We start from the raw sequence: 23,896 nt of genomic DNA, 5'->3' as shown, positions 1-23,896 counted from the left end.
TCTCCTTATTCATCATCAACTCCAAATCCATCTGTTGCATTTCGTTCTGTTTCGGTAATAGTGCTAGTTGCTGCATGGTCTTCCTCTAGTTCTTTAGTGGTATTTTCAATAATTTCTGAATCTTGAATTAAGGTGTCAGATTCAACATGAGTGCCGTTGATACGACGAACACGGTTTTGAGCCTGAGCTTGTCTTGCTGACATCGGGACGGGTGCATTAGCACTATCAATTTGTTTAGTTTGTGATTTCAAAAAACTAAATCCTTGGTCGCGTTTTACATCATCAACATTAGGAACTTCAATCATGATCCCATCACTGATTACCGTAATTGCAGAAGCATCAAAGTCATCAATTAACACCTCCATTTTGCATGAACGGCTGCCAGAGTTTTTTAATTTACGAGTGATAATTTCTTTTAGCTCATGACTATGAAAGCGTTGACCTCTATGGGCTATACCACCAGAAACTGAACAAGTTAATGTTTTTGCATTACCGCGAAGCATTAATCGGTCATCGAAATCAGCTAGCGTGATAACTTCTTCTTCATCAATATGGTTATTCCACATTTCATAGGGTGTAAATCCATTGATGCCGCGATTACCTGTGTGGTGATAAACATTTTGAATATAGTCTTCGAACATCAGCATAAATTCACTAACACTGAGTTTTGCAGCTTGCTTCAATGTTTGTTCTGTAACTTTCACTTCACTTTTCTTACCAAGATAGCCATCTAAATTTTTGAAAAAAGCTTGGCGCATAGTGCCTATAGCCCGCTCCACATGGGGCTTTTCGTCGGCTCTTCTAGAACGACATCTCACGATATCTGAACCTATAGCGTTAAGAAACTTTGCAGTCATCTCAGCTCGATAACCCGCACCATTATCAAATACATAGCAAAGACCAATACCTGACATGGGATTTTTCTCTGGATCGTCTTTAAGGCGCATAGAGTGAGCTAGTGAATGAATAACAGCCGCGGCAGATTCTTTTGTATGACCTACTTGTACTGCATACCCTAAAATTGCACGACTAAAGACATCCATAACAAGAAAAATTGTGACTTTGCCAGCGTATGTACCGTCTTCATTAAGTAAGCCAATATTTATTTCACAAGCATCACACTCAATGCGTTCAAGAGGGAATGAAGTCTTATAGACTTTAAGTGCAGCACGATTCTCATTTTCAGCATACTTCTTACCATAACGAGCTAAGTCCACTTCATATTTAGACAAGCCTTTGATGTAGCGTCTAAAGGTTGAAAGTGACGGAATAGAAAAACCTTCCAATTCTCGCTTACCTTTTGCAAACGCTATCTGAAGCTGTTTGTAAGCAAACACCACCGTTGGGCGACTCGTTTTCAGATAATGTTTTTTGATAACTTTATCCATCACTTCTTGAACTTCATCTACAACGCGAAAGCCTTGATCTTCTTTTAACGCCACCTGAAGGCGCATATCTTTGCCATCGATTAAATAACGTGAAAACCAAGCATGCACTGTTTTCCATGCAGGTTTTTTGGGGTGCTGTTTTTGTATTTTTTTAAATACAGAATCAACGACTCTCTCTGGAACTCCCGCGGTACAAGGATTTTCAACTTGGTCAAATGCTTCACAGTAAGCTAAGCGTCTATCATGCTCTTTTTGCTGTTTTTTGGTTAAGCTAACCACGCAACGTAAGTGAACGGGTGCAGCCATCAAATGAAGTTTTTTCTCATTGGCTGCGGCTTTTAACTCTAACGTTGGGTAGTGTCGATGTTCACCGTTAGCAAATTTAACCAAAGTGACTTCTTGGTTGGCAAATTGAACAATACCGTGGCGGCCAGCAAGTTTAATTGACTGACCATTGCTAAGGTTAATTGATTGGTCGCTAGTAAGTGAGATTGCAGTATTCATAATTAATGTACTCCTAATGTAAGTTGGGTTTTTTCTGTCAGTGACTCTTTATAATCAAAAATAAATTTTTGATGCCCTAGTAGAGCCAGAGTCTGTTTTTTGGGGTAACCAAGTGATTTCATGTGTTGACTGAGTTCACCAAAAGTTGGGTTTGTACCGACAGCGCATATCACGCCATCCATACAAATGTGATCAATACTTAAACGATGGTAGTGATGTATTTTCTGTAAATTAGCTACTTGTTCTCCCTGATATACATCCTCATCAGTGATGTAGGAAAGAGGTGCTTTACCTGCTTCTGAAAAACAAAGGCGCAGATGATTAAAACGCTCAACTGCACGCTTACCTTTTGTGAAAATTGCAGGTTTCGTTTCTACGTTTTTTGGCCCCTTAGTTGTGTCAACTTCAGTATCAGGGGTATAAAAACGAGTAACGCCTTTATCATCTATATAGCGATACTCTTTGGGCTGGGTCTTATAGCTCAAGACATCCAAGTCGTATTCAAAGTTTCGTTGAGCCATTGACTCCAGATGGGACTCTCCCCATTTGTACTCCCCGCCATCTTTGTATGATTTACTCAGGCGAATCTGTCTGTCCGAGCGCCAGTTATGCATTACTCGTTGTGCCATTTTTATTACCTCATTTGTGAATTTTGAGCACAAGAATCCCCTAAGCGGATTTCTCGCTAAATTTTTCTGTACAGTTATGTAAATTTTCTTAAAAAAAGCGTGCAAAAGTCCGTAGATAAAAAGTGTTTTTCATCTAAATTCTTTCTTTAAAAATTAAAGAAGCTGTTAACTAAGCACGCTGTTCGGCTAGAATCTAAGCCTTGTCGGTAGTTCGGTATTATCAATAAATGACAATATCTTTGGAGACATCAAAATACGTGAAAACTTAAATGTAATTGATTGTATTAACCTTGAACTATGACGCTTATTAATTTTATTGTGTTTTAAGTTAAAACAAATTCTTCGTTTTGCTTTATCGAAACAATGTTTTTTGATTAACAATTAAATATCCTCCGCGTCAGTAGCCATGTAGATGAAGCAAAGTTTAGGGGGGTAAAAACACTACGTCAACACCTGAAAACTTGAAACGCACCACGCGTTGCGATAAGGTTGTAAAAAAACACTCCAGACTCCTTATGAAAAGTACTGTCAAAAATATTCAGATAATTACACTAAACGGCAAGTTTTTTCGCGAGGGTGTGAAAAAGTTAGTTGAAGTTGCAAAAAAGGCAAAAAAGAGAGAGCATTTTATTATTCAATTAAGAGATATTGTTAAAAATGAACGTGGTTCGTATCTAGATTTATCAAAAATTGCGAGAGTAAACGTAGTAAATAGCAAACCAACAGACTTTCTTAAAAAAGATGATGTTTTAATTGCACTAAAAGGGGTGGAAAAAAAAGCATTCCTTTTAAAAGAAGTTCCTTATAAAGCAATCGCAACGAATCATTTTTTGATTTTAAGATCCCCCAATAGTCAAAAAATAATGCCGGAGTTTATTGAATATATTCTAAATTCAAAAGAAAGCCAGAAATGGCTGTATGTAAACGCTGGCGGTTCGTACAGCAGCACATTAAATAAGAAAACTTTATCAAACTTACCTTTTCCTGATCTTTCTATTGAAGACCAACGAAAAATAATTGCACTTAATGATGAGTCCAAAGAAGAAAAAAAATTGCTTCTAGACTTGATTGAAAATAGGGAGCAGCAAGTTCAAGCGTTTGCCACGAAGATTATTAAGGCAGGAAATTAGTATGTTAGAAAAAATCATAATTGATATTGTACAAAACTATAAATTTACCAAATTAAAGGCTTTCATTGGTGATATTGAAAAAAGAGATTTTTTTCTGTTCGTATTATTTTGTCGATTGATTAATAAATCTCAAGACTCTGTCGTATTTAAATTTGCAGAAATTAATAGTGCTGCTCCCCTTTCTTTTGAAACTTTGATAGATGATATTTCAAGCGCAATAATCGATGAAAAGCAACAAAGCGGTATTAGACAAGCTGTAGAAGTATTTTTAAGTACAACCTATCAACTATCCAGAAAAGCCTTACCAAAAGGCATGTTCGCAACATTAACAAAATTAGAACAAAACGAAATAGATAATGGGTTGCGTTTTACTTTCTCTGATATTCTTGCTCCTGATGACAACACACTTTTCTTTAAACTGTTGAGTGAAATAAAACTATCTTTAGTAGGAGATATTAAATCAGCTATTGATGAAATATTAGCAATAAGCTCTCTTAATGCAGTTGATTTTCTCACAACTTTTGATGCCATCGAAGTTTACAGTAGAGTATTAACTCGCCTACAGGCAACCAACGTGTCTATGCAATTTGAAGAAGGTTTTCAGTATGAAGAAATTCCATCTGATTTTATGGACCTGATCTTTGAAATAGCTGATTTAGATAGCTCAAACAGCATTTACGCCCCTTTTGAAATCACCGCAGAGCAAAGCCTATATGCTGCTCTAGAATATCCAGACAAAGAAATTCGAATTGAATCTATGGGGCAATCAACACATCATTTATTGCGAAAGTTTGCACTTGCTCAAGCTAAAAATATTCATTGTTCATATACTTACTGTTTATCAAATAATTCTACCGTTAAAAAGAATTATTACGATACATCCATTTGTTTATTACAACCTAAAATGCAAGTGGATAAAATTACAGACACCACTATTGAACAGTCAGAAAGAAAGCATGTCACTTATAAAGAACATTTATACATTAAACATATGATTGAATGCTTAAACCCCTATGGTAAGGGGTATATGGTGATGGGAAAAGGTCCATTATTTAGAAGAAAAGAAAAAGAAGAGAGAAAGCTTTTAATTGAAAATAATTGGGTAGATGCCGTTATCACATTACCCTCAAAGCTAATGACGTTTTGCCCAATACCATTGGTATTGCTTGTCATTAATAAAGGCAAATACACTAATGACGTATTGTTTATTAATGCCTCGGAATTTCAAAAAGAAGGTGGTAATCGTTCAACCATTGACAATATAGATAAACTTGCACAGGAATTTAAGAGCAGGCCATTATATAGCCCTATCAGCTTTACCGTTTCGAATCACGATATTGCTGAAAACAATTATTCGATCAATAGCCTTAACTATTTAACCAATGAAGAGACTCAGCAGTACAACCTTCACGAATTATCAATTACTAGAAAAAATTTATTAGAAAAACTAAATGAAAAGCACAGTAAGATTGAAAAGCTTTTAGATGCTGAGAATTAAAGGTTGTTATTGAATTACCTTTTCTTACGTTTCATACTGATTTGCTCAAAGTAATATCTTCGAGCTAGGTCTGAATCGCTATGATTATTCAAAACATTCAACAGTTCATCCAGCGTGATATCTTCAGGTATTAGCTCATGAGTGCTTTTGTGAAAATTAAAGCAGAGTTGTTGGCCATGTGACTTCAACATTCAATTTAGCCTTTAGTTATCAGTAATAATAATTATATTAGCTCAAATTTTAAAATTAATTTGCTGATTGAATTATTCTGCTATTAATGCAATACAAATAACTAGAGGTCGCAAAATCAATGGTATAGCTGATATTAAACCTTATAGAGATAAGTTAATAGAAGCATTTGAAGAAACACTTTTACTAAGCTGAAGTTTACAGAATTATTTATGAACACAGAATTAAGATATGCAACATAACGATAATAAAAAAACAATGAGAGTTTACCATTTTACGACTTGTGAAATTGCTAAGTTAATTCTACAAGGGAAAAGGTTAAAGCTGTCAGATATAAGAAATTTGAATGACCCTTTTGACTTTCATGTTTTTAAACATCGTAATGAAGTTGATCTAGGTGCGTGGAACAATACTATTAATCAGCTTGCTCCAAAATTCGGAACAATTAGTTTCTCAGCTAATAATACTAATCCAGTACAATGGTCACATTATGCAGAATCCCACAAAGGTATATGTTTAGGGTTTGATGTCATTACATCAGCTTTAAAGAAAGTCAGGTACTTTAGTAATCGCATTAAGTTTCCTTTAAGGCCAAAAGAAAAAGATATAATGAAAGCGTTTATTACTAAATATAAGCACTGGCAATATGAAGAGGAATACAGGGCTTTAGTCCCTAAAAAAGAGTCAGATGCCGATGGAAATTTTTACTTAAATTTTAATCATGAGATAGAACTTAAAGAAGTAGCTATTGGCTATAAGTCTGATATAACCAATAAAGAATTAATACCCTACATCCGCGACAATGACGTTAATGTTTATAAAGCATTTCCAGATGAGAATAAATTTGAAATGAAATTACTACAAGTTTAATTATTTTGTAATTCAATTATATAGGCATATTTACCAGCAGGCTGGGCAGCGTATTCTGGTATAACTGGCCAAGTGCCAACAGCGGAGTGGGCATTTTGGTGCAGCGCCACTAGATTTTCAGACCGGAGATGTTGCCTAGTTAAACCAGCATGTAGTGCCAACATCAATGCTATTTTCTGCTCAAAGTTCAATAAAACCTAAGAACGTAACTTAAAATATAAATCACTTCAGAAAATAATAGGCTGGAGTTTGTATATTTATAATCTAGTTATTCACATGTATGTTTTTCTGAAGGATATTTTCACCTTGATACATTGACCTAAATTCATTATTTAGGGTGCATCAAAATGAAAAAACATTTTCAACTAAGTATTAAGCTGAATTTATTCGGATTAGACGTGAAAATAGGGCTGACTGTTTTTAATATAAGCTTTGCAAAATCATTCATGATTAGCTGGGAAAATATTATTGATACAGTTATCTTTATCTTTGATTATTTGAGCTAATAGATTCATAAGAAAATTTGTTTGCTTGGTGGCTTAGACGGTTCCATCTAAGACCTTCAAACTTAATCTCAAAGCAATTTTTTATGCTTGTTAGGTTATCCTTAATTCTAACAAACAAGTCATATGAGTTGCTCTAAACCATCAGAAAAGAAATGTTCCAACATCATAGAAATAAGAGGGATCGGAGGCGCTTGAGAGTTATTCTCATTTTTCTTTTCTAAGTTTAGAATCCAAAGCCTCGCACTCGCGGGGCTTGCTGTTTTTCAATGGGGTTATCTGAAGATTGTTTTGGCGTGATTCAACCTAACCTATTTTAATCAGTTTGTTTTGAGCTATGATTATAATAATGGTGAATAGGAGAGATAAAATGGGTTATCAATTTAAAGTCGGCAAAAATCATGAAATACCTTTGCCAGATGACATCTGTGATCAGCTTGATGTCAAAATAAATGATATTTTAATTTGTGAAGTAGATGCGAATAAATCATCAATCTCAATGAAAAAACACAGTAATCAGGCACTTTCTGATGATGAAGTCGTTTCATCAGGAAATTTGACTCGCGTAATCTATTACGATCTAGAACAAGAAGATATTGCCGACTAAAATTTTGAGTAGTTAAAGCAGTCAGCCATTATCTTTCATTATAGTTTTTAATCTAAAAGTTTATTGGCTAACGTTTTTTTTGGGTGCTTTGAAGCCAAAGGGATACTTCATGTTTCTTAAATAAAATCCGCATTAATAGTTTGTTTTATATGGTGTTTTGTTGTTTTTCTTTGTTGGCGATACTTTTTGATAAATAGAAGTGAGCTACTTAATAGCTCTTAATTTTAATCAAAAGGAATACTTAAAATGTTTAATTCTAAAAAAATTGTTTGCATACAACACTTTGGCTTTGCATTTAGCAATAACAGTAACGCTACATTAATAGCAACTAGTAAAATTCAACATATAGTAATGCTACATTAGCAGTGTTACTTTATTTCGAAACTAATTTTAGTTTGAATCCAAAGCTTCGTACTCGCGGGGCTTTGCTTTTCTGGCTTAGGTGGCTTTATTTTTGGCTGCTTTTGAAGCCAAAGGGATGGGAGTAAGTGGATGCATATTATCGAAACGGTGAATAAATGTAGCGTGACTAATTTTATTCAAGAAGCTGAAAATTTATAGTTTATGACAACTTTCACAATAAAAAAGCACCTGATTTGGATGCTTTTTATTATTGTTATATTATACTTCTGCTGTTTAATGTTAAGGCCTAGGTTTAATCTTTGGCGAGATACCTAAGCTTTTTCATTTCTTTTTATTATCCTCCTTTGATTTTTTGTATTTAAAATAAGCTGTAAAGGAACCAGCTAATGCAATAATCATATATATGATCAAGTTGTATTCGTTCATAGTATATCCTGTTGTCTATTGGGATAAGATTATTAAACTACGGTACTTTATTCTCAGCAATAAAAAAGTGGTTATTCCTTATAATAGTAGGGGGATGTTTTATAATTTTACTTACAGGGCCTTATTTATCTACTAGTAAGCCTATAAAGTAAATTTCGGTCATGGAGTGTCTCCTAGTTACCTATTTGTAAAATGTGTAACACTACTACTGGGGAGTGGCTATTATTAGTAGTGCTAACTAATTAAAAAAGTAATAGAGTCAAATGTTTTGAAATACTCATATTTACTTCATTAATGTTGTTAATGACTATTAAGCCGCGCCGTCGTGGGGGTTTTATGGTGATAAAGCAAAGATTTTTTGATAGATAGTTATATGTTTAAACTTGTTATATATTACTGTTATCTAGGAATAAAGCCTTTGGTAAAGGAGTTACTTTGGTCAATTTGTCTCAAAAAGAAGTTGCATTACAAAAACTACAAGATGTAGCTAATAAATTTAAGGATAAAGAATGTAGCATTCATTTCGCAAATGAAGCAAAAACAAGACTTTTAGTTATAGATGAAGTTTTGAAAGTGTTAGGTTGGAATTCTGACGAATTTAACCCTGAAACACATACATCGACTAATGGCTATATAGATTATTTACTTAAATATAATAACGCCCCAAAGTTAGTTGTTGAAGCTAAGAAATTAGGTTTAACATTTTGCACTCCTACCAGTAGAAAGCCAACCCACCACGAATATACCGTTTCATATTTTAAACAAGCATTTAAATCTTTGCTTACTGAGACAATTAAGCAGGCATCTTCATATTGTTATGATAGCTCAGTGGTACATGCGGTTATAACAAATGGTGCAGAATGGATGGTACTACAGCTAATACCCAAACCGGGGAAAACTATAGACAGCATGAAAGGTGTCTATTTTGGCAATATTTTTACTGATAATTTTTACTTTGACCTTTTTTATGAACTTCTTTCCAAAGAGCATGTTGTTTCAGGTAATTTAGAAAGTTATTTAAGTGAAATAAATTATGTCCCATCACCTGTTTGTAAAATCCTTAAATCTGATTTTGGTAACTTAAAATGGCGTACGTATGAAAAAGAAAGGTACTTGGATGAGTTTTACCGTACCTTTTTTGATGAAATCACAAATAGCAATCAAAAGAAAATGCTTGAGTATTGCTTTGTTAGCGACTCAAAGCTTGACCAATATCGCGGTGACTTAAAGCGGATTTTAAGAGATACGCCACCAAACTTTCTTCCTTTAGGTACGGAGGATATGGAGCCGGGAGAAGGCGCTGCTTCAATAATTGAAGAAAAAGGTTCTGGTAAAGTTGTATTAATAACAGGATCTGTTGGGTGTGGTAAAACGACTTTAGTAAAAAAAGTCCTAAACGAAACTAAACAGTTTCATAAAACGACAACCGTCCCTATCCTCGTTGATCTTATTAACGATGTATCTCGAAATGTAAGGCAAGCAAAAGATGTAATCTTTAAACGAATCAACGAAAGCTTTATCAATGAATTTCCAGAAATACATCACCTTGATTCACTTAAAAGTACCTATCGGGCTGAGCTTAACGCTCTAAAAAATGGTGCTTATAAAAGTGTTTTTGAACGCGAACCAGAAAAGTATATTGAAAAAGAAGCTGAAGAGTTACAGCGTCTAAAAAGTGATAATGAAAATTTTGTTATACGTTCGTTAAAAAACCAAACAAGCCAAAATAGTAGTGTAATTCTAATCATTGATAATGTTGATCGGGCTTCAGAAGATTTTCAAGAAGAAACATATGTAATTGCGCATAAGTTATCCAAAGAGTCTGGAGCTACAGTCATAATAACAATGCGTGAATTTACATACTTTAAGAATAAGGATAAAGGTTGGCTAGATGTTCGTAGTGGTGACAGAGTTATTCATTTAAAGGCACCTGATTTTAGCAAATTAATAGCTAAACGTATTAAATATATAGAAAATCATTTTGATGACGATTTTAGAACTAAAGAATGGCGAAGAAATTACAACTATAATGAATTTAAAAGTTTCTGTGTTAAATATGCCTCAGTAGTTAGACTTAGTTTACAACAAGGTTTATCTGGCCAACGAGTATTAGAAACTCTTTCGTGTATATCTTGGCATAACATAAGGCTTTTTCATGACTTACTTAGGCAAATTCATAAGCAATTAGGTTCATCTGTAAGTGGCTGGAAATATGAAGAAGTGATCGCGGCGTTGATGGTTAGTCAAGAAGATGGTCAGGCTAGCATTTTACCAAACCTCTTCATACCTTATCAAAATGTAAATCAAGCTTATTATTTGAAATTAAGGATTTTATTATTTCTTAATTATTCGCTGAAGCCAAATGAAAGAACTCATGGTATTCCACTAAATAGAATTGTATGTTTCACACAGATGTATGGCTACAGAGGGAGTTGGTCTATTGCTGTAGTGGAAGAGTGTGTTAGACAAAGGCTTGTCGAGTGTGTTGAGATTCCTACTGATGGTGATGATGTTGTAAGTTTCAATATCACTGATGGAGAAACATTTAAAATTTCGCCATTAGGATCAATAATTTTGCAGGAAATTTTAAGTGAACAAATTTATTTATCTCTATTAGCTCCTGATCTACCATTTCATGATATCGAATCTTATAAGAAAATAAAGCAGGAATATGCCGAAGTCTTGACATATATGGGGGATAGTACACAAAATGAAATTCTTAAAGATGGTATTGATCTGCTTTCTACTTCGAAATTACCTAAAGAGTTAGGTTGGTATTTATCAGAACAATATAAATTAGAAAATATTACTTCGGTTGGGGCTAATGCTTTATCTGAAATCCGACTTACAGAAGATAAACTACAAAGCTTTATTTATTCAATAAAATCTCGACAAAAAACGCTAACGCCAAAAATAAACAATCCAAATCAATATACATTCGAATTACCAGAGTTTTCAGATACGATATCAGCAGCACCAACAATAAATAATAGAGATACATCAATTGAAGTTGAATTGATTAAAGAAATATTACCTGAAAAGCTAGATAATCTAAAAGTTGATAAGTCCGAGTTTGTTCCTCTCGTACTTTGTGCATTAGTAGTCAGAAAGTTGATAGGTTTTGAGAGTAGCTTTGGTGTTGATATCACACAAACTATAAATGATCACCTAGTTGATGAAGGTAATAAAAAAGAGTCAACTAATGTATCTCGTTCATTGAGATCCACAAAGTTTAAACTATTACCTTGGCTTCTTATCAGAGAAGATTTACATCCTAAATTTAAGTCGTTTTCTCTAAATGACAACTGGCAGAGTTATTGGCGAAAATACTTTAATGAAGAGCCTAAAATTTAATTTTAAGAAACTTTGTTATCAAAGCTAGCGGAAGATGGTTTTGACAAATTATAAATGGGTTATAATTCAACTAACTGTTATTGGTCGCAAAGGTGCATGATGAGCAAATCTACTATTGAATCAAATCAAGCGATAAAAAATGTTCGAGAAGCAATTGCTAACAACCGCATTGACAACCTCCCTATCAATAAAGCTCTTGTCGATAGAGTAACCAAAGCATGCGAAAATAATGAAAAACTTGATTTTGAAAAGCTTATTGATGAGTTCGTAACATCAAAGTAGATTATAGAGATATCCCATACAGTTTATTAGGCCGCTTAATGTAGAGCACTATTAATTAAAAAATACAATACTGTGGTCAGGTTGATTAGCCACTACATACAGCCTCACGGCACTCAATTGTTGAGGGTTGCTTACCCGCTTGTATCAAATCATCTAAGGTTATTTTTCTGTAGGCATATTGATTCTCGTCCCATCGAAAATAGACACAATCAAAATGTAATCGATAACCATATGACTTTTTCATCTGGAGTAACTTTCACTGATTAGTTATATTAATTTTAGTTGAAAAACAAAATATTGGATTAAAAAGCAAACGGAATTTAATTATGGCAAGACGCTACAGAAGAAAGTCTCACTCATCTCAAATCATTAATGATTCAATTTATGCAAGCTCTAGGCTTCCGTGGTGGGGAGCATTGACGTTAGGGCTAGCAACATTCACTTTTTTTTACTTCATCGCGCCAGCTTGGGTGATGTCTTCTATTGATGAACAACTTTCTCGACCTATAACTGAAGGGTTAAAAATGGTACTTATAAGAAGAGTTCACTGGCTAGAATATCTTGGAATAGTAAGCGGAATTGTTGGGTTGTTTTTTACTTTTCGTAATTACTTCATAAGCGCATATGCACGTTCTGGAGAAAGATCTGTAGTTAATATTTTAAGTCGAATAATTGGTAGGAGTATTGATTAATTTATGTATGATAATTACGAAAAAAGGTTATGCCTTTTTCTAGATATACTAGGTTTTTCCTCACTTGTAAAAACTATGGAATGTAGCACCGTTCATGAAGTAGTGAGTGATATAAAGCACACGCTTAAGTCGAATAAAGAATTCATGAGTAAGATTGGTAGCGAACCAATAGCTACAACTTTTAGCGACTGTATTGTTTTGTCCATAGCAACAAAAGAGTCTTACGTTGAAAGTGCAGCAAACATTTTAGTTACCGCAACCGTTAGAATGTTGCAAGATACCTATTTGAACCAAAGTATTGCACTACGTGGTGGAATGTCATACGGGGAATTGTACCATGCAAGAGATGCTGTATTCGGCCCAGCAATGATTCGAGCATACGAGCTAGAAAGTCAATTTGCTGATTGGCCCAGAGTCATTTTTGATAAAACCGTGATCGATCATCTATCTAATAAGGGCGGTTTGCTTAGCATTGGTTTCACAGATTATGGAGACGGTTTTTGGGGGGTAGACTGTTTAAATCGAGTGGAAGATATATTAAATGTTGAGGTACACAATTTATTTGATAGTGATGTTGCAAGAGCAGCTCTAGAAAAGCTTTGTCAAATTAGAGACATCACTCAAAACAAATTAACAGGGAGCTACGGAAACCCTAAAGTATATTCAAAGTATTTAAAGTTGGATGCTCGTATTTACTCACTAATGAAAAAATTTGGACAAGTACCAGCACTTTTCGAGTAAAAGAACAAAGATTTATCGGTAAAGGAAAATCAATTGCAATGGACATTTTGAACAATAGGGAAATAGCTACTGGTATTTGGGCTATAGTTTTTTTGATCTGGGCTTTTACGATAAAAAACGTAAGAGCGTTATTTAGGCAGATCGTCGAAATATTTTTTAGTAGATTTATTATTGTCTCTTTTATTTTGATGGCTGTATATACTTTGGCTATGATCGCTGCCATTGATTCATTTGGTCTCTGGGAAAGTCATCAAATAAAAAACGTAATTTTTTGGTTTTTCTCTGCTGCTTCTTATTCTTTTTTTCAGATTACTAAGGCTTCTGATGAGCCGTATTATTTTAGTAAAGCAATCAAAGACAACCTTAAAATTATTGTAGTAATTCAATTTGTCTTAAGTGTTTATACATTTAGCCTTTGGGTAGAGTTAATTTTTATTCCATTAATGGTAGTAATTGGTGGAATGATTGCTGTTAGCCAACAAAAAGAAGAGCATAAAATAGTTGAACAACTTTTGACTAAGTTAACTGAAGCTATTGGATTATTTATAGTTATTTTTACAGTTTATAAGCTCATTACCGCTTTTGGTGAACTTGGACAACTTAAAACTATTTACGATCTAATTATTCCTACAGCACTATCACTTTTATTGCTTCCATTTTTATATTTACTAGCAGTATTTAACAACTACCAAAGCATTTTTGTAAGGTTAGGATTATTTATAAAAGACCCTCAACTACTCAAGTATGCAAAGTTAACTTCTATTAGAAAATGCCATCTTAGATTTGCCAAATTAGTAAGATGGGCAAACAATGTCGCTTGTTTAGACATTAAATCTAAAGCAGATATTAATTCCTCATTTGATAACCTGTTTCAGCAGATAAAAGACGAGAAAAACCCTCCTTTTATACCTTTAGAACAGGGTTGGTCGCCATACATTGCAAAAGATTACCTAATAGATTTAAATCTAGAGACAGGGTTATATAAGAATATTTATGATGATACTTGGCACGCATCCTCAAGGTATCTTGAGATTGGAACTGGTATATTACCGAACAACATTGCGTATTATATTGAAGGTGGTAGGGTATCAGCGAAGCAACTTACTTTAAAACTTAATGTTAATGAAATAGATGATCTCGACAAATCGCATGAAACCTTTTTAGAACTTGCTTCAACATTATTTGAACTAGCTATGGGATGTGTAATTCCTGATGATGCTTATTTAGCGCTGGCTTCTGGAAAAAGTATTGAAAAAAACATCGGGAATCAACTCCTTTCTATTTCAAAAACGGATTGGCATAAAGATGGTAAATACGATTACATATTGAAATTGCAAACTATGTAGTAATTGTTTTGGATATCGAAGAGGAGCTGATTGATTATGTCTTTTGAAGATAAGGTAATTAAAATCAGAGAAAAAATAAAGTCCTTTACTCATGAATCATTAGTTAGCTACTTTATTCGATATTTACACTACAAACCTGATAATGAACACTCTGCCGAGCGTAGACCTTGGATTGCCTTTTTAGCTTTGGAGTGGGCTTTAGAGTTAACTCCTCGTAGTAATCCCAAAATAGCCTCAGATAAACAAGCTCAACAAATTCTTGAAGATATTTGGAATATCCAATCTGATGCGTCAGATATCACTAATAATAAAAACTTTAGAATGGTTCTCCGAAAAATGATCATTCCTCAATTAAGGTTTCAAACACACCCGATACAACACCTTTATTTCTTATTTCGATTTTATTCAATGCTAATGCAGCCATCAGCCAGCTCATTGCCCAAAGAGGACTTCAACAGAATCACAGGTATTGAATTTGAGCGTTTCTTATTGTTTTCAGCATTGCTCCAATTGGTTTTTACATGGAATCACTCGCCCGTAATTAAGTATCAAGAACTTGTGGAATATATGTGCCCTTATTTTAGCTTTAGGGAATTAAAAAAATTACTGAATCTCGTTGGAGGGAATGTTTACGAAATAGAGTCATTAATTAAACAAAAGCGCCTACTAAATAGAACAATAAGGCGGGATGAGTATTTTGAAGAACCATTTTTGATTCAAAAGCCTGTATTAATTATACCTGATGGAATTACAACTCCTCATTCTACGGTGCTTAGTATTGGTATTTCAGAGTTTATATTGAGGATTCTTAAACAAGCAGATCCAAGTAGATTTAAAGATAAATTCACCTCATCATTTGAACGGTATTTGGAAGAGCTATTGATTGAGTTTAAGCATAGATTTTTCACAGAAACTAACATCAAATCTATTTACAAGGAAAATAAGTTAGAAGGTAAAGTAGTTGACTTTATTGTTATTGAAAAAGACAAAACACTATTAATTGATGCTAAAGGTGCGGAACCTAAAAGCCGAGTATTGATTACGGATAACCCTCGTATCTTAAGAGATCAAATCAGGGATATTCACCTAAAAGGCGTAGAACAAGTATCACAATGTATTCAACTTTTGGACTCAGTAAAAAACGATAGTATTAAAGAATATGAAAATCGGCATGCACTGATTGTTACTCACCAAAATTACTATATTGGTGATTGTTGTGATTTGCTAGAATATTTGCTCCCAGAGCACAGCCAAAAGCTAAAAAAAACTATCAACAATATGCTTCCACCTGAGAACATTCATTTCTGTGCTATCGAAGACTTAGAAGGTATAGTTCATATTTGCAATGAAGCTAACACCTCTATGTGTGATTTTCTTTCTTTTTGTGCCAAGGAGCAAAAATTTCCAGAGACTCGAAAATTTGATATGCATCAACATATCTTGGAGTTTGCAGCAATGCATAAACTAGGAAATACCTCTCCGATAGGCTCAACTGCATCTAAGGATGCCAAAGATAAGATATTTGAAGGATTGATTGATATGATGAAAGGCAATCAAACGTATTGGAACAAAGGCTGGATTAAGAATCAGAAAGTACTAGCAGGCTTTGCTTTTGGAAAAATGTTATTTTAGATTTTAGCCTTCTCTTATTTCAGCCATGACAGACGGATTAACTAAGTAATGGAATTCAGTGATTGTTAATCTCAAACATTATGCGTAGTCACAAATTCTCATTTGTTGACACCATTCTCATTATTTATGACACCTCCACACCCCCATAACCACACTCATTTGATTTAAATCAAGCTTATTAGTGTAAATACTTTACAATTATAGAGCTGATGCTCTATAATCTCTTTGTTCTCGTTAGAACGCCTGTTGTATTAATTTTGAATTATAGCTTCCCCAAAGCTAACTACGCCGATGGCCACTTTAGCCATCGGTTTTTTTATGGCTATTTTTTACGTCGATGAGCACGAGCTGGTGTTGAAATTACTCATAACCACTACCGCTGCTAACCAATATTGGCATTAGCTTATGTTCAACACTATGCCTTAGCCCTGCGATTAAATAGTAAATTGCCCTAAACTGCACTTATGCTCAGAATTAGTGAAATTAAGTGACCATTTTCAGGTCTATTGTTTAGCGCTAGCTATCACGATATATTGCAAGCAGCGTTGTTTGTATGCACCCACTAAGGAGTACCTATGCCTGAATATAAAAAGTCTAGCGCCGCTATTGCTGCCTTATCGGCTGAGCAATATCGTGTCACCCAAGAAAATGGAACTGAGCGACCTTGGACTGGCGAGTTACTAGAAAACACCGCCCCAGGTATTTATGTGGATATTGTTTCTGGCGAGCCTTTATTTGCCTCTAGCACTAAATTTGATGCCGGTTGTGGTTGGCCAAGTTTTACCCAGCCAATTTCTAACGACAACGTGCAAGAGTTAACTGATCAATCACATGGTATGCTTCGTACCGAAGTACGCTCTACACACGGTGATAGCCATTTAGGTCATGTTTTTAATGACGGCCCGGTTGCGCAAGGTGGTTTACGTTATTGTATAAATTCTGCATCGCTGAAGTTTATCCATCGTGATGATATGGTTGCAGCAGGTTATCAAGATTATTTAAGCTATGTAGAGGAGTAAACTATGACCATAGAACGCGCGGTATTGGCTGGTGGTTGCTTTTGGGGCATGCAAGAGCTGATTCGGCAATTGCCTGGGGTCATCAAAACGTGTGCCGGCTATTCAGGTGGCGATACTGAAAATGCCACTTATCAAAATCATGGCGATCACGCTGAAGCGTTAGAAATATATTTTGATAGCAGCGAAATCAGCTACCGCAAAATTCTTGCTTATTTCTTCCAAATTCATGATCCAACAACTGAAAATCGGCAGGGTAATGATCATGGCCGCGCTTATCGTTCCGCAATTTATTACACCAGCGATGCACAAAAAGCCATGGCTGAAAAAACCATTACAGATGTTGAAGCGTCAGGGCTTTGGCCAGGTAAAGTGGTTACCGAAGTAGCGCCAGTGGGCGATTTTTGGCCCGCAGAAGTAGAACATCAAGATTATTTACAGCGTGTGCCTCACGGCTACACTTGCCACTTCCCGCGCCCTGATTGGCAATTGCCAGAGTCATAATATCAATGTGAAAGCCGTAAGCTTTCAAAGCAAAAAACGCCGCAACATTTGCGGCGTTTTTATTAGCAAATAATAACCATTATGCGTCGCTGCTATCAAGCTCATCGCTTACGGCGGCATTATCTTGATCTTGAAACCACTGACAAATAATCGCATCTGCTTGCACAGCACCTGTGCGTTTAAGTGATGAAAATGCCTGTACTTTTATATCGGCATTGAGTGTAGCTAGCTGTTTTTTTACCGCTAATACTTGCGCGCTGACTTTCCCTTGTGACAACTTATCACTTTTTGTTAATAGCGCTAACACAGGTAAGTCACTGTCTGCCGCCCATTGAATAAGGTCCATATCCAAATCTTTTAACGGGTGCCTTATATCCATTAAGATCACTAAACCTTTTAAGCACTCACGTTTTTCTAAATACTCTCCTAGCGCTTTTTGCCATTTTTTCTTCATTTCCATCGGCACTTTGGCAAAGCCATAGCCAGGTAAGTCCACTAAACGTTTGTTTTCGGCAATTTCGAAAATATTAATCAACTGTGTGCGGCCCGGTGTTTTACTGGTACGCGCTAAGCTTTTTTGATTAGTTAGGGTATTTAACGCGCTTGACTTACCGGCGTTTGAACGACCAGCAAAAGCCACTTCAATACCGCTATCAGCGGGTAAACGACGAATATCGGGTGCGCTAATGGTAAAAGTCGCTTTGTTAAGGTGAATGGCTGTAGTAGACAAGATTTAGATCCAAGCTAGTAATAAAAACCGCATTATATCGTTTTTTGACATTAAAGATGCAATTGTATTAAATATTAAGCAACTTTTTTTCGCTAAAACCCCCTCTAAAGTCCATTATTGGTGTATGATGTCGGCAATTTTTTTCGGCTTATTGAATCAATTCAATAAAAATACAAAAAGCATGTTGAGAGTTTTGTTATGAAACACATTTTAATTTCGCTAGTTTTAACCCTATTTGGTATTAATATCGCTGTCGCGGCATCAGGCGATGCTAGCGCAGGTAAAACTAAAGCGGCTACTTGTGCTGCCTGTCATGGTGCCAATGGTATCGGCGCGGCCGACAACTTTCCTAACCTAGCCGGTCAACATGCAGATTATATTGTTAAACAATTAAAAGCGTTTAAAAATGGAGATCGTAACGATGCGTTAATGGCGCCTATGGCCGCCGGTCTTCCTGAGCAAGACATGGCAGACGTTGCCGCCTACTTTGCCAGTTTACCGCGTGACGGTGCTAGCCCAGAGGCAGCTGCGACTGACACGGGTAGCCCAGCAACAGCCGCACCAGCAGCATATGTACCAGACCCTGCTGCAGGCAAAAGCCTTTATGAATTAGGTGACGCGTCTCGCAGTATTGCGGCTTGTATCGATTGTCACGGAAAAGAAGGTCACAGTGAAGTATTGATCTACCCTAACCTGGCTAATCAGCATCCTGAATATATTGCCAAGCAATTACATAACTTTAAAAATAAAGCGCGTACTAACTACGCCATGAACCAATTTGCTGGTGCTATGACCGAAGATGATATTGCTGACATGGCGGCGTATTTTGCCGACCCAGCCGCAGTAGCGCACATAAAGTCACGTAAAGTTGCGCCAAGTGCAGCGATCACTGATGAAGTGATTGCCGGTAAAGCAAAAGCCGCAACTTGTGCCGCATGTCACGGTAACGATGGCAACAGCCCAGTTGCCATTTATCCAAAACTTGCTGGACAAAATGCGCAATACCTAGTTAAACAACTGCAAGAATTTAAATCAGGTGCGCGTAAAGACCCTGTTATGGCGCCTATGGCCGCCGCACTAAGTGATCAAGACATGCAAGAGATTGCCAGTTACTTTGCTGCACAAAAGCTTGTCACTGCCGACTTACCTAGCTCAGATATTGGTAAGAAAATTTACTTTGGTGGTGATGTCAGCATTAAAGGCAAAGTCACGGCTTGTGTTGCCTGTCATGGCGTGAACGGTAAAGGTATGCCTAACGCTGGCTTTCCAGCTATTGCAGGACAAAACGAAGCTTACCTAAAAGCCCAACTATTAAAGTTCAAACAAGGGCAACGTGATAATGACTACAACACTATGATGCAAAGCGTGACCTCAAGCTTATCAGCCAGTGATATTGATGAATTAGCAAAATACATGGCGGCAATGAAGTAATCAGCGCCCTGTAGTTGCAATAGCTAAGACAAAAACCAAAAAGCAGCGATCGTCGCTGCTTTTTTACTTCTAAATGGCCATCTAATTACGCACGATTTCATTGATTTTTTAACGCCAATATTTCACATTTACTAAATTCGTGTAGAATGCCAAAGTTATAATAATCGCAACCGCGAACAAGTTAACCTTTCTTTTTCGTATCAATGACAAGCAGAGACCAAGCTAATGAAAAAATTTATCATGACTGTTTTATTCGGATTAAGCGCAGTAACCACTGCCCAAGCGGTTGAAGGTAATGCCGCTGCAGGTGAAAATAAAGCCGCTATGTGTGCTGCGTGTCATGGTGCTGACGGTAACAGCCCAGTTACCATGTACCCTAAATTAGCAGGACAAAGTGCAACTTACTTAGCAAAGCAATTAACTGAATTTAAATTGGCAATGACCACAGGTGGCAAGTCTGGTCGTGTCGACCCTGTTATGGGTGGTATGGCCATGGGCCTTAGTGAACAAGATATCGCCGATTTAGCGGCATTTTATGCCAGCAAAACAATTAACGCAGGTAACGGTAGCGACAATGCCTTGGGTAAAAAGCTTTACTTAGGCGGCAATGCTGCGATGCAAGTCACTGCCTGTGTTGCTTGCCATGGTATTAACGGGAAAGGCATGGAAAGTGCGGGTTTTCCTGCCCTTGCTAGCCAAAACGTAGAATACTTAGCAAGTCAGTTAAAAAAATTCCGCGACGGCTCACGTAATAATGACCTTAATGCTATGATGCAAGGCGTTGCTGCTAACCTTTCTGATGAAGAAATAGATGCACTAGCCCAGTACATATCATCGTTAAAATAAGCGCTTAATTTTGAAGTATTATGCATAATTTAGGGAAGCCAATTGGCTTCCCTAGCGGTAATAAATATCAAAATGCTAAAAAGCGTATTTAAAGGCAACCGTCCACATGTCTGTACCATCATAATTTTCATATGAAGCTTCAACACGGGTATTAGCGTTTAGTTTTTTACCCAAACCTGCGCCTAAACCTAACTCCCAGCTGTCATCACTCGCAGAGCCATAAAATGAACTCGCTTTTACTTCTAAGTTGGCATATGAAGGCATAACATAGGCATAAAAGCCACTGTTGTGGTTATACTGACCACGCACTGATAGTGCGATAAAACGTGTCACTTCCACTGTAATAGCACCACCAACGCCTGGCACCTTGTCGTCATCAATACCTGTACCTAAGCGCAGCTCTGGCATAAATGAGAATTCGCTGCCTGTTTCAGCAAACTCGTAACCCACTGCGCCGTATATCACGCCAAACTTAATATCATCTTCAGACAAGTTTGCATAGCCGCCTCCGGCTGACCAGTTTGCCGAAGCGCTTAGCGGCAAGGTTAAAAACGCCAACGCCATTAACGATTTTTTAAACACCATAATCTCCTTTTATTTAGTCATAAGAATTCACGTCGAATGCTAGCAACCCCGCTTCGGTTAATCAATCTGTTCGCCAACTTAACAGTGCTAAAGTGAGGATAAACGTACAATAAAGCTAATTTTGAGTGCAAACACAGTAAACACAAGTAAAGGCATGATATTCACGCTACACTAGCCCAACGCTTAGCACGCCTTTTTAATTGCCCAAATACCTTGAGATATTAAACCATGATAGAAATTATTACACCGCAACACTTTACTACTGTGCCATGGAAAAACGGCAAAGGAGAAACACTTGAGCTGGCCATCAACCCTGGTGGAAGCTTAGATAATTTTCAATGGCGCTTAAGCATGGCCACGGTCAGCGAAGATGGGGTGTTTTCCAACTTCTCTGGCTACACGCGTAATTTAGTGCTGATTGATGGTAACGGCATCAACTTGCAGCATGATGACAATAAAATAGATCGCTTAACGCAGTTGCTTGATGTTGCCACATTTGACGGTGGCGCGAAAACCGTTGCCAATTTACCTGCCGGTGAGATCACTGATTTTAATGTTATTACCGATAGTGCCAGCGTTAACGCTAAGGTAAATTGTCAACCTAACGCCACCGACATTACGCTTGCCGCCAGTGAGATCTGCTTTATTTATAGTTTATTTAATCCGGTAACGTTAACGGCTTTATCGCCAAATAACCCCAACACAGCGCTAAAAACTGTCGCCGCCGGTGAGCTGATCAAAATCACCAACCTTAACAAAAACAGTATGCAAATTAGCGGCGATCACTTAATTGTGGTTTATTTGAATACGGCGTCAGTTGACTAACATGATAGTGCAACACGCATGCGGTAGTTAGTCGCTTAAAAATACCCTTTTAACTATAAAGTATGATTTTTTGCTCATGCTGACGTAGGCTAATAAGGTAATTAATTTAAGGATATTGTCATGACCATCAGGCGTATTATCATTTTATCAAGTCTACTTGTATTACTATCACCTTGGGCCCATGCTGAGTTTTCACGTCAGTTACCTATAGATGAAAAAAATACCACTAGCCACAGCACCAAAGTCAATGGTAAGTCGTTTGACTATACCGCCACCACCGGCACACAACCAGTTTGGGATGAGCAAGGCAAACCGATTGCCAGCTTATTTTATACTTATTATCAACGCTCAAAAGTAAAAAACAGAGCCGCTCGCCCGCTTTTGATCTCATTTAATGGCGGCCCGGGTTCCGCATCCGTATGGATGCATGTGGCCTATACCGGCCCGAAAGTGCTCAATGTTGACAGCGAAGGCTTTCCTCTACAGCCTTATGGTGTCAAAACCAATGAGTTTTCTATTCTAGACACTGCCGATATCGTTTTTGTTAACCCGGTCAACACTGGCTATTCTCGCGTTTTACCTGACGCTGACGGCAAAATGCCTTCAAAAGAGCAGCAGCAAAAAATGTTTTTTGGTGTTAACGCCGATGTAAAATACTTAGCGGAGTGGATCAACACCTTTGTCAGTCGCAATAATCGTTGGCAGTCGCCAAAATACTTAATTGGTGAAAGTTACGGTACCACGCGTGTTTCTGGCTTAGCATTAGAGTTACAAGCAAGACAATGGATGTACCTAAACGGGGTGATTTTAGTCTCGCCTACCGATATTGGTATCAAACGTGACGGTCCAGTTAAAGCCGCTAATCGCCTACCCTACTTTGCGGCAACCGCTTGGTATCACAAGGCACTAAGCAGCGAGTTGCAAAACCGCGACTTGTTAGAAATTTTACCTGAAGTTGAGCAATTTACGCTCGAGCAATACTTACCCGCCCTCGCCAAAGGTGGCTTTATCAGTGCGGAAGAAAAGCAGCGCATTGCACAACAAGTGGCACACTATTCAGGTTTATCGGTGCAAACTGTTTTGGCCAATAACTTAGATATTGAAGCCTCATATTTTTGGAAAGAAATTCTTCGTCATCGCGAACAAACTGTAGGTCGCTTAGACTCACGCTACTTAGGCATAGATGAGAAAGTTTCGGGCAGTCGCCCTGACTATAACGCCGAGCTCACTTCTTGGTTGCATAGCTTTACTCCTGCCATCAATTATTACTTGCGTGAAGAGCTTAATTATAAAACCGACATCAAATACAACATGTTTGGTAATGTGCATCCGTGGGATAGAAGCAAAAATAAAACTGGCGAAAATTTACGTCTAGCCATGGCGCAAAACCCGTACCTTAATGTCATGGTACAAGCCGGTTATTATGATGGTGCAACGAATTACTTCGATGCAAAATATACACTATGGCAGCTTGACCCAAGCGGTAAAATGCGTGATCGCTTATCGTTTAAAGGCTATCGCAGCGGACACATGATGTACTTACGCTATCAAGACCTAGAAGCCTCTAATCAGGATATTCGTGACTTTATGCAGGCAACTTTGCCCAATAAAACCACGCCAGCAAAATATCACAGCAAACACTAAGTGATGCTAACGACATGAAAAAGGCCACCTAAGGGTTAATGCCGTTCGGATAAGGATCATTCCTTATATCGCAACGGATATCGGCTCGGAATATAAAGCACCGAACGTGGAAACGTTCGGTGCTTTCTTTTATCTGGAAGTATGAAGTGTTTTATATCTGC

The 23,896-nt window shown here is 36.9% G+C and carries 20 protein-coding genes; 16 read left to right on the top strand and 4 right to left on the bottom strand.

All coding sequences use genetic code 11. From position 1 onward, the window contains the following. Positions 1–5 precede the first annotated feature (5 nt). Positions 6–1,892, bottom strand: a complete 1,887-nt coding sequence (locus B6K83_RS16180; RefSeq protein WP_085285907.1) for a DNA-binding domain-containing protein — start codon at positions 1,890–1,892, stop codon at positions 6–8. Positions 1,893–1,894: 2 nt separating this feature from the next. Continuing rightward, positions 1,895–2,521: a hypothetical protein gene (locus B6K83_RS16175; RefSeq protein WP_085285906.1), complete on the bottom strand. Its 627-nt coding sequence runs from the start codon at positions 2,519–2,521 to the stop codon at positions 1,895–1,897. Positions 2,522–3,036: 515 nt separating this feature from the next. On the opposite strand from B6K83_RS16175, the gene B6K83_RS16170 reads away from it, so the two are divergent. From B6K83_RS16170 to msrA, 12 genes are all read left to right on the top strand, one after another. After that, positions 3,037–3,651 carry a restriction endonuclease subunit S domain-containing protein gene (locus B6K83_RS16170; RefSeq protein ID WP_085285905.1) on the top strand — a complete coding sequence of 205 codons (615 nt, stop codon included), beginning with the start codon at positions 3,037–3,039 and terminating at the stop codon, positions 3,649–3,651. 1 nt (position 3,652) lies between these two features. After that, positions 3,653–5,149: an N-6 DNA methylase gene (locus B6K83_RS16165; protein WP_085285904.1), complete on the top strand. Its 1,497-nt coding sequence runs from the start codon at positions 3,653–3,655 to the stop codon at positions 5,147–5,149. A 420-nt stretch (positions 5,150–5,569) separates the two neighbouring features. Beyond that, positions 5,570–6,208 (top strand): DUF2971 domain-containing protein, encoded by a 639-nt coding sequence (locus B6K83_RS16160; protein WP_085285903.1) that lies wholly within the window; start codon positions 5,570–5,572, stop codon positions 6,206–6,208. Between the two features lie 852 nt (positions 6,209–7,060). Then, positions 7,061–7,318 (top strand): hypothetical protein, encoded by a 258-nt coding sequence (locus B6K83_RS16155; RefSeq protein ID WP_139175624.1) that lies wholly within the window; start codon positions 7,061–7,063, stop codon positions 7,316–7,318. 1,233 nt (positions 7,319–8,551) lie between these two features. After that, positions 8,552–11,461: an AAA family ATPase gene (locus B6K83_RS16150; protein WP_139175627.1), complete on the top strand. Its 2,910-nt coding sequence runs from the start codon at positions 8,552–8,554 to the stop codon at positions 11,459–11,461. 96 nt (positions 11,462–11,557) lie between these two features. Beyond that, a complete protein-coding gene (locus B6K83_RS16145) occupies positions 11,558–11,743 on the top strand; it encodes a hypothetical protein (protein WP_143327783.1) in 186 nt (61 codons plus the stop codon). A 326-nt stretch (positions 11,744–12,069) separates the two neighbouring features. Beyond that, the gene (locus B6K83_RS18225) at positions 12,070–12,435 is read left to right on the top strand and encodes a hypothetical protein (RefSeq protein ID WP_139175630.1); all 366 of its coding nucleotides are present in this window, start codon (positions 12,070–12,072) and stop codon (positions 12,433–12,435) included. A 3-nt stretch (positions 12,436–12,438) separates the two neighbouring features. Continuing rightward, positions 12,439–13,176, top strand: coding sequence for a hypothetical protein (locus B6K83_RS16140; protein ID WP_085285899.1), 738 nt, complete (start codon positions 12,439–12,441; stop codon positions 13,174–13,176). A 38-nt stretch (positions 13,177–13,214) separates the two neighbouring features. Next, positions 13,215–14,522 (top strand): hypothetical protein, encoded by a 1,308-nt coding sequence (locus tag B6K83_RS16135; RefSeq protein ID WP_085285898.1) that lies wholly within the window; start codon positions 13,215–13,217, stop codon positions 14,520–14,522. Between the two features lie 36 nt (positions 14,523–14,558). Continuing rightward, positions 14,559–16,154 carry a GapS1 family protein gene (gene gapS1 / locus B6K83_RS16130; protein ID WP_085285897.1) on the top strand — a complete coding sequence of 532 codons (1,596 nt, stop codon included), beginning with the start codon at positions 14,559–14,561 and terminating at the stop codon, positions 16,152–16,154. 575 nt (positions 16,155–16,729) lie between these two features. After that, positions 16,730–17,173, top strand: a complete 444-nt coding sequence (msrB, locus tag B6K83_RS16125; protein ID WP_085285896.1) for a peptide-methionine (R)-S-oxide reductase MsrB — start codon at positions 16,730–16,732, stop codon at positions 17,171–17,173. 3 nt (positions 17,174–17,176) lie between these two features. Continuing rightward, positions 17,177–17,674 (top strand): peptide-methionine (S)-S-oxide reductase MsrA, encoded by a 498-nt coding sequence (gene msrA, locus B6K83_RS16120; protein ID WP_085285895.1) that lies wholly within the window; start codon positions 17,177–17,179, stop codon positions 17,672–17,674. A 79-nt stretch (positions 17,675–17,753) separates the two neighbouring features. On the opposite strand, the gene yihA is transcribed toward msrA, so the two are convergent. Then, on the bottom strand, positions 17,754–18,404 hold the full coding sequence (gene yihA / locus B6K83_RS16115) for a ribosome biogenesis GTP-binding protein YihA/YsxC (RefSeq protein ID WP_085285894.1): 651 nt from the start codon (positions 18,402–18,404) through the stop codon (positions 17,754–17,756). Between the two features lie 198 nt (positions 18,405–18,602). Here yihA and B6K83_RS18470 point away from each other — a divergent pair, with 198 nt between their 5' ends. Together B6K83_RS18470 and B6K83_RS16100 are read left to right on the top strand one after the other, a co-directional pair. Further along, entirely contained in the window at positions 18,603–19,835 is a 1,233-nt protein-coding gene (locus B6K83_RS18470; RefSeq protein ID WP_198951701.1) for a c-type cytochrome, read from the top strand. A 225-nt stretch (positions 19,836–20,060) separates the two neighbouring features. Then, positions 20,061–20,681 carry a c-type cytochrome gene (locus tag B6K83_RS16100; RefSeq protein WP_085285893.1) on the top strand — a complete coding sequence of 207 codons (621 nt, stop codon included), beginning with the start codon at positions 20,061–20,063 and terminating at the stop codon, positions 20,679–20,681. Between the two features lie 75 nt (positions 20,682–20,756). Here the strand turns inward: B6K83_RS16100 and B6K83_RS16095 are convergent, their stop codons facing one another. After that, complete coding sequence (locus B6K83_RS16095; protein WP_085285892.1) at positions 20,757–21,266, bottom strand: outer membrane beta-barrel protein; 510 nt, start codon at positions 21,264–21,266, stop codon at positions 20,757–20,759. A gap of 228 nt (positions 21,267–21,494) precedes the next feature. On the opposite strand from B6K83_RS16095, the gene B6K83_RS16090 reads away from it, so the two are divergent. Continuing rightward, positions 21,495–22,091 (top strand): HutD/Ves family protein, encoded by a 597-nt coding sequence (locus B6K83_RS16090; RefSeq protein ID WP_085285891.1) that lies wholly within the window; start codon positions 21,495–21,497, stop codon positions 22,089–22,091. A 120-nt stretch (positions 22,092–22,211) separates the two neighbouring features. Further along, positions 22,212–23,735 (top strand): S10 family peptidase, encoded by a 1,524-nt coding sequence (locus B6K83_RS16085; protein WP_175474854.1) that lies wholly within the window; start codon positions 22,212–22,214, stop codon positions 23,733–23,735. Positions 23,736–23,896 lie beyond the last annotated feature (161 nt).

Source organism: Colwellia chukchiensis (assembly GCF_002104455.1).
Lineage (GTDB): Bacteria > Pseudomonadota > Gammaproteobacteria > Enterobacterales > Alteromonadaceae > Cognaticolwellia > Cognaticolwellia chukchiensis.
This window is presented reverse-complemented; position numbering and strand designations above follow the sequence as displayed.

Excerpts from the sequence above, each read along its gene's own strand:
- B6K83_RS16085 (WP_175474854.1), top strand. The coding sequence starts at position 22,212 with ATGACCATCAGGCGTATTATCATTTTATCAAGTCTACTTGTATTACTA.
- msrA (WP_085285895.1), top strand. The coding sequence starts at position 17,177 with ATGACCATAGAACGCGCGGTATTGGCTGGTGGTTGCTTTTGGGGCATG.
- B6K83_RS18470 (WP_198951701.1), top strand. The coding sequence starts at position 18,603 with ATGAAACACATTTTAATTTCGCTAGTTTTAACCCTATTTGGTATTAAT.
- B6K83_RS16160 (WP_085285903.1), top strand. The coding sequence starts at position 5,570 with ATGCAACATAACGATAATAAAAAAACAATGAGAGTTTACCATTTTACG.
- B6K83_RS16155 (WP_139175624.1), top strand. The coding sequence starts at position 7,061 with ATGGTGAATAGGAGAGATAAAATGGGTTATCAATTTAAAGTCGGCAAA.
- B6K83_RS16165 (WP_085285904.1), top strand. The coding sequence starts at position 3,653 with ATGTTAGAAAAAATCATAATTGATATTGTACAAAACTATAAATTTACC.
- B6K83_RS16145 (WP_143327783.1), top strand. The coding sequence starts at position 11,558 with ATGATGAGCAAATCTACTATTGAATCAAATCAAGCGATAAAAAATGTT.
- B6K83_RS16140 (WP_085285899.1), top strand. The coding sequence starts at position 12,439 with ATGTATGATAATTACGAAAAAAGGTTATGCCTTTTTCTAGATATACTA.
- B6K83_RS16170 (WP_085285905.1), top strand. The coding sequence starts at position 3,037 with ATGAAAAGTACTGTCAAAAATATTCAGATAATTACACTAAACGGCAAG.
- msrB (WP_085285896.1), top strand. The coding sequence starts at position 16,730 with ATGCCTGAATATAAAAAGTCTAGCGCCGCTATTGCTGCCTTATCGGCT.
- B6K83_RS18225 (WP_139175630.1), top strand. The coding sequence starts at position 12,070 with ATGGCAAGACGCTACAGAAGAAAGTCTCACTCATCTCAAATCATTAAT.
- B6K83_RS16100 (WP_085285893.1), top strand. The coding sequence starts at position 20,061 with ATGAAAAAATTTATCATGACTGTTTTATTCGGATTAAGCGCAGTAACC.
- gapS1 (WP_085285897.1), top strand. The coding sequence starts at position 14,559 with ATGTCTTTTGAAGATAAGGTAATTAAAATCAGAGAAAAAATAAAGTCC.
- B6K83_RS16180 (WP_085285907.1), bottom strand. The coding sequence starts at position 1,892 with ATGAATACTGCAATCTCACTTACTAGCGACCAATCAATTAACCTTAGC.
- B6K83_RS16175 (WP_085285906.1), bottom strand. The coding sequence starts at position 2,521 with ATGGCACAACGAGTAATGCATAACTGGCGCTCGGACAGACAGATTCGC.
- B6K83_RS16135 (WP_085285898.1), top strand. The coding sequence starts at position 13,215 with ATGGACATTTTGAACAATAGGGAAATAGCTACTGGTATTTGGGCTATA.
- B6K83_RS16090 (WP_085285891.1), top strand. The coding sequence starts at position 21,495 with ATGATAGAAATTATTACACCGCAACACTTTACTACTGTGCCATGGAAA.
- B6K83_RS16095 (WP_085285892.1), bottom strand. The coding sequence starts at position 21,266 with ATGGTGTTTAAAAAATCGTTAATGGCGTTGGCGTTTTTAACCTTGCCG.